The sequence below is a fragment of the uncultured Thiodictyon sp. genome, from assembly GCF_903828115.1.
Taxonomy (GTDB): Bacteria; Pseudomonadota; Gammaproteobacteria; order Chromatiales; family Chromatiaceae; genus Thiodictyon.
Genome location: NZ_CAIKKU010000401.1, coordinates 1 through 6,128, shown reverse-complemented (window position 1 = coordinate 6,128; position 6,128 = coordinate 1). Strand labels below are relative to the sequence as shown.

The 6,128-nt window shown below is 69.0% G+C and carries 8 protein-coding genes; all 8 read left to right on the top strand.

Going from position 1 to position 6,128, the window contains the following annotated elements; all coding sequences use genetic code 11:
• The first annotated feature begins 170 nt into the window (after positions 1–170).
• The 8 genes from dnaX (at position 171) to QZY48_RS14760 (ending at position 5,756) form a co-directional block, all read left to right on the top strand.
• Positions 171–1,886, top strand: coding sequence for a DNA polymerase III subunit gamma/tau (dnaX, locus tag QZY48_RS14795; RefSeq protein ID WP_295432069.1), 1,716 nt, complete (start codon positions 171–173; stop codon positions 1,884–1,886).
• A gap of 67 nt (positions 1,887–1,953) precedes the next feature.
• Positions 1,954–2,280 (top strand): YbaB/EbfC family nucleoid-associated protein, encoded by a 327-nt coding sequence (locus QZY48_RS14790; RefSeq protein ID WP_295432066.1) that lies wholly within the window; start codon positions 1,954–1,956, stop codon positions 2,278–2,280.
• Positions 2,281–2,307: 27 nt separating this feature from the next.
• A complete protein-coding gene (gene recR, locus QZY48_RS14785; protein WP_295432064.1) occupies positions 2,308–2,904 on the top strand; it encodes a recombination mediator RecR in 597 nt (198 codons plus the stop codon).
• 63 nt (positions 2,905–2,967) lie between these two features.
• Positions 2,968–3,312, top strand: a complete 345-nt coding sequence (locus QZY48_RS14780; protein ID WP_295432061.1) for a histidine triad nucleotide-binding protein — start codon at positions 2,968–2,970, stop codon at positions 3,310–3,312.
• A 307-nt stretch (positions 3,313–3,619) separates the two neighbouring features.
• Positions 3,620–4,357, top strand: coding sequence for a septum site-determining protein MinC (minC, locus tag QZY48_RS14775; protein ID WP_295432058.1), 738 nt, complete (start codon positions 3,620–3,622; stop codon positions 4,355–4,357).
• 63 nt (positions 4,358–4,420) lie between these two features.
• Positions 4,421–5,230: a septum site-determining protein MinD gene (gene minD / locus QZY48_RS14770; RefSeq protein WP_295432056.1), complete on the top strand. Its 810-nt coding sequence runs from the start codon at positions 4,421–4,423 to the stop codon at positions 5,228–5,230.
• Positions 5,231–5,233: 3 nt separating this feature from the next.
• The gene (minE, locus tag QZY48_RS14765; RefSeq protein ID WP_100919972.1) at positions 5,234–5,503 is read left to right on the top strand and encodes a cell division topological specificity factor MinE; all 270 of its coding nucleotides are present in this window, start codon (positions 5,234–5,236) and stop codon (positions 5,501–5,503) included.
• 109 nt (positions 5,504–5,612) lie between these two features.
• Entirely contained in the window at positions 5,613–5,756 is a 144-nt protein-coding gene (locus QZY48_RS14760) for a hypothetical protein (protein WP_295432055.1), read from the top strand.
• Positions 5,757–6,128 lie beyond the last annotated feature (372 nt).

Sequence of the window (6,128 nt, the reverse complement as noted above, 5' to 3'; positions counted from 1 at the left end):
TCGTTGTCGTAATCGTGGTCGGATTGTTCGATTACGACAACGACAACGACAACGACAACGACAACGAACGACACCCGGCCCGCGCGATACCTGCCGGGGCCGCATCGGTTACACTGCGCGCCACCCCAGCGCCGCACGGCGGCCCCACCCCTAGCCTGGCATCCCCGCGCATGACCTATCAGGTGCTCGCCCGCAAATGGCGCCCCAAGTCGTTCGCCGACATGGTGGGGCAGCAGCATGTGGTGCGCGCGCTCAGTAATGCACTGGACCGGGATCAACTGCATCACGCCTATCTTTTCACCGGCACCCGCGGGGTCGGTAAGACGACGCTGGCGCGCATCCTGTCCAAGGCCCTGAACTGCGAACAGGGCGTGAGCTCCACCCCCTGCGGGGTCTGTTCCGCCTGCCGGGAGATCGACGCCGGGCGTTTCGTCGACCTGTTGGAGGTCGACGCGGCCTCCCGCACCAAGGTCGATCAGACCCGGGAACTGCTGGACAACGTCCCCTATGCCCCGGCCTGCGGTCGCTTCAAGGTGTACCTCATCGACGAGGTGCACATGTTCTCCAACAACAGCTTCAATGCGGTGTTGAAGACCCTGGAGGAGCCGCCGCCACATGTGAAGTTCCTGCTCGCCACCACCGACCCGCAGAAGGTGCCGGTGACGGTCCTGTCGCGCTGCCTCCAGTTCAATCTGCGGCGCCTGCTGCCCGAGGAGATCCGCGAACGCCTGCGCTTCGTGCTGGAGACGGAGGGCCTGCCGGCTGAGCCCGCCGCCCTGGCACTGCTCGCCCGGGCGGCGGATGGGAGCATGCGCGACGGGCTCAGTCTGCTCGATCAGGCGATCGCCTACGGGGCCGGCCAGGTGGTCGAGTCCGAGGTGCGGGCCATGCTCGGCACCGTGGGCGCGGACCTGACGTTCAACCTGGTGGAGGCCCTGGCCGACGCCGACGGCGCCCGGCTGCTGGCCGAGGTCGAGCGTGCCGCCGCCTTCACCCCCGACTTCGGCGAACTGCTGCGCGAGCTGATCGGCCTGCTGCACCGCCTGGCCCTGTTTCAGCAGGTACCCGAGACGCTCGCCGCCGACGACCCGGAGCACGCGCGCCTCGCGGCCCTGGCCGGGCGGATCGGCGCGGCGGACCTCCAACTCTATTACCAGGTCGCGCTCACCGGCCAGGCGGACCTGGCCCTGGCCCCGGACCCGCGCGCCGGGTTGGAGATGGTCCTGCTGCGCGCCCTGGCCTTCCGGCCCGGGGAGGGCCTCGTGGGTGCGGTGAAGCCGGCAGCGGCCGGGGTGCCCCGTACGGGCGATGCCCCGGGGGCGCCGACCAGGGGCGCCCACCCGGCCGCCGCCGCCCTGGCCGCTGCCGCGTCCGGCGGGGGCAGCGAGTTGGGTGCGGGGCCGGTCCCGGCCCCGGACCCGGGCGCGACGCGGGCACCGGGCCGATCCCAGCCGCCCCCGCCGCTGGAACCGGTCCCGGCACCGGCCCCGTCGGCACCGTTGACCGACACGGCCGACTGGCATCGGTTGGTGGACCGCCTGGGGGTCGGCGGTATCGCCAGTCAACTCGCCCACCACTGTGGATTCATCGCGCTCGGCGAGGGTCGCTTGACCCTGAGCCTGGACCCGGGGGCAGAGCAGTTGCGCTCCGCGGGGACCGAGGAGCGCCTGCGCGCCGCCCTGGAGGGCGCCCTGGGCGGCCCCCTGCGCCTGGAGATCCGCATCGCCCGCCCGCAGCAGGAGACCCCGGCGCAACGGCGCACCCGGGAGCAGGACGCCCGCGCGCAGGCCGCGCAGGACACCCTGGCGGCCGACCCGGTGGCCCGCCGCCTGCGTGATCAATTCGACGGCCAGTGGGTCCCGGGCAGTATCGAGCCCCTGGACTGACCGTGCCCTATCTCGTCAACCCGGCGACGCGGCCATGCGGCCGCCGTGGCCAACCTGGAGGCAGTGTATTGTGAAAGGCGGAATCGGCGATCTGTTGAAGAAGGCGCAGCGGATGCAGGAGGACATGAAGAATGCCCAGGAGCGGCTGGCCCAGGAAGAGGTCGTCGGTGAGTCCGGCGGCGGCATGGTGAAGATCACCATGAACGGCCAGCACCTGGTCAAGCGGGTAGAGATCGACCCCGCCCTGCTGGGGGACGACAAGGACATGCTGGAGGACCTGCTGGCCGCTGCCTTCAATGGCGCAAGTCAGCGTGTGGCCGAGAAGGCGAAGGAAAACATGGCCGAACTGACCGCGGGCCTGCCGTTGCCCCCCGGCTTCAAGCTCCCCTTTTAACTGACGTTTTGCGGATCGGCGTCACCCATGGCCCAGCGCACTCTGCTCAATCAGTTGATCGAGGCCCTGCGCTGTCTGCCGGGGGTGGGCCCCAAGTCCGCGCAGCGCATCGCCTTTCACCTGTTGGAGCGCGACCGCGAGGGCGGCCATCGGTTGGCGCGGGTGATGGCCGAGGCCATGACCCGCATCGGTCGCTGTCGCCGCTGCCGGACCCTGAGTGAGCACGATCTGTGCGGACTCTGCGCCAACCCCAACCGGGACCCGAGCCTGCTGTGCGTCGTGGAGCAGCCCTCGGAGATCGTGGCCATCGAGCAGGCCACCGACTACCGCGGGCAGTATTTCGTCCTCGGCGGGCGGCTCTCCCCCCTGGACGGCATCGGTCCCGAGGATCTGGGGCTGGGGCTCCTGGAAGAGCGCCTGCGCGAGGGTCTGGTCAGCGAGGTGATCCTCGCCATCAGCCCGACCGTGGAGGGCAGCGTCACGGCGCAGTACATTGCCGAGTGTGCCGCGGAGGGCCACGTCAAGGTGACCCGCATCGCCCACGGCGTCCCCTTGGGCGGCGAACTGGAATACGTCGACGGCGGCACCCTGGCCCTGGCCTTCACCGGCCGGCGCGCACTCTGACCACTGACCACTGACCACCGACCACTGACCACCGACCACTGACCATTGCACTGACCACAGCCCATGACTGATACCATTTTCGGCAAGATTGCCCGCGGCGAGATCCCGGCGGACCTGGTCTACGAGGACGAGGACGTGGTCGCCTTCCGTGACTTGAGTCCCCAGGCGCCGGTCCATCTGCTGGTGATCCCGCGCAAGCCCATCCTGACCCTCAATGACGCCCAGCCCGAGGACGCCCAATTGCTCGGTCGGCTGCTGCTGGCCGCGGCCAAGGTGGCGCGGGCGGCCGGGATCGCCGAGAGCGGCTATCGCGCGGTGTTGAATTGCAACGCGGGCGGGGGGCAGGTCGTGTTTCACCTGCACCTGCACGTCCTGGGTGGACGGCCCTTCACGTGGCCGCCGGGCTGACCGTGGTGTCGTGCATAGCCGATGCTGGCCGCGGTACTATGCCGCCCGGGTGGCAACGGGTAGCATTGGCGTCCGGCCGGTTTGCCCGGTCCGATGGCAGGGTGCGCCTGGGTGCCAATCGGACGGCGGTGCGGCCACGGGGGATACCAATGACCCACCAGGCGAGCGCCGCGCGGCACGCCGCGCCGGTGGACCGCGGCATCGCACCTGGTCCGCGGTCACGGGTTCGGCAGCGCCGGCCCCGCGATCTGACAGCAGCCAACCAGACAGGAGGGCCAGGGGGTCGCAGACCCCCGCGCCAAGACCAATGGCAGTGAACTCCAGACCCCCGGCGGGCGAGGCACCCCCCGCATTCGAGCTCAAGGCGGCCGGCTTCACCCTGCCCGTCATCCGCCTGTTGAACGGCGACATGGAGGCCGTGGCCGAGCAGATCGGGGCCAAGGTGGAGCAGGCGCCGGACTTTTTTCACAACACCCCGGTGGTGATTGACCTCGGGGCCTTCCCGGAGTGGGCGGGGGAGGTCGAGTTCCCGCTGCTGGTGGGCCTGCTGCGCGGCTATGGGATGATCCCCTTCGGCGTGCGCGGCGGGAGCAAGTCACAACACGCCGCGGCGGAGGCGATGGACCTGGCCGTCCTGGGGGAGGCCTATTCGCGTTCCGCCAAGGCCGCACCGGCCGCACCGACCGCGGCGGCCCCCGAGGCGGGCCGCGGCGCGGTGCCGACCTTTACCCTGGTGACCCGGCCGGTGCGCTCCGGACAATCGATCTACGCGGCGGGCGGCGACCTGTCGGTGATCGCGCCCGTGAGTTCCGGTGCGGAGCTCCAGGCCGACGGCAACATTCACGTCTACGGCGTCCTGCGCGGACGCGCCCAGGCGGGCCACCGGGGTAATGTCGAGGCGCGCATCTTCTGTCAAGACCTGCAGGCCGAACTGGTCTCGGTGGCCGGACACTACCGGGTCGCCGAGAACATTCCGGCGGACCTGCGGGGGGTGCCGGTGCAGGTCTATCTGGACCAGAAGATCCTGCGGATCGAGAAAATTTGATGCATTAACGGCGGGTCCAGCGTGTCCCGCCGATGCCGGCATACCCTAGAGGAGGGTCGTAACTTGGCGAGAATCATCGTAATCACGTCGGGCAAGGGTGGCGTCGGCAAGACCACCACGTCCGCCGCCCTGTCCATGGGGCTCGCGCAGCGGGGCCACCGCACCGTCGTGATCGACTTCGACGTGGGACTGCGTAACCTGGACCTGATCATGGGCTGCGAGCGGCGCGTGGTATATGACTTCGTCAATGTCATCAACCACGAGGCCAACCTCAACCAGGCCCTGATCCGCGACAAGCGCTGCGACAACCTCTACGTGCTGCCCGCCTCCCAAACCCGCGACAAGGAGGCCCTGACCAAAGAGGGCGTCGGCCGCGTGCTGGAGGAACTCTCCCAGGGCTACGAATTCATCGTCTGCGACTCCCCGGCGGGCATCGAGCACGGCGCCACCATGGCCATGTACTTCGCCGACGACGCGGTGGTCGTGACCAATCCGGAGGTCTCCTCGGTGCGGGACTCCGACCGCATGCTCGGCATCCTCGCCAGCAAGTCGCGCCGTGCCGAAACCAATGCCGAGCCGATCCGCGAATTCCTGCTCCTGACCCGCTATGACCCGCAGCGGGTGGAGACCGGGGAGATGCTGAGTGTGAAGGACGTGCAGGACATCCTGTCGCTCAACCTGCTGGGGGTGATCCCGGAGTCCAAGGCGGTGCTCACCGCGTCCAATTCCGGGGTGCCGGTGATCCTCGACCGGGAGAGTGACGCCGGCCAGGCCTATGCCGATGCGGTGTGCCGGTTCTTGGGCGAAGACCTGCCGCACCGTTTTATCCATGTTGAGAAAAAGGGCTTCTTCAACCGCCTGTTCGGAGGATAAGCCATGGGCCTACTCGACTACTTCCGCAACTCCCAGCCCAAGGGGACGGCGAACGTGGCCAAGGAGCGGCTGCAGATCCTGGTCGCCCATGACCGGGCCGAGCGCCATCGCCCCTCCTATCTGCCCAAACTCCAGCGCGAGATCCTGGACGTGATCCGCAAATACGTGGACGTCGACATGAACTCCGTGTCCGTCAACTACGAGCAAGAGGAGTCCCACGAGGTCCTGGAACTCAACATCATCTTGCCCGATACGGTCCGCAATATGATGTGAGCGCGGCGGCGCGCCCGGGAGGGCGCGGGCCAGGGATGGCGGCGCGGGGTTCGGTCCGCACCGCGGACCAAAGGCCGCCGACCCGCATATCCCCCAACACCAGGTAGCGGTGTCTCCCCGACGACCGCTCCCGCCGTCGCTGGACGGCGTCTTCCTGGGCGAGGTCTTTCAACTCCTCGACAGCCGTCCCACCCTGATCCTGCTCGCCTACTTGGACTTGTGGCGTCGATCGCGCGGTGCAGGCTATTGTTAGTGAACCGTTCCTGAGGGTGGGGTGCCGCAACGGCTCCAGGCGGGTTAGCACCGCCTACGTCAGCCCGGCAGCCTTCCTGTGTGCCGAGGTGCAGGCCGCCGCTGAGCCCCAATAGGGGAAAGCGCCGGCCTGGGGGCGCCGCACCCCAGTGCGGCGCGATCTCGCAGACAACCCCGCCGGTATGGGTTGGGCAGAGGCCGCGCCGCACTGGGGTGCGGCGCTCCCAGTAGCCGTTGCGGCTCGGGCCGGACGGGGCATTCGCCCCGTCCGAAACGTTTTGGCCGGGCTCGCGCGCTGGGTCACTGCCATTACGCGAAGGCGCACTCGCCGACCGCGTCGCCTCTGCCTGGAGTCCAAGGCTTCAGCCTTGGC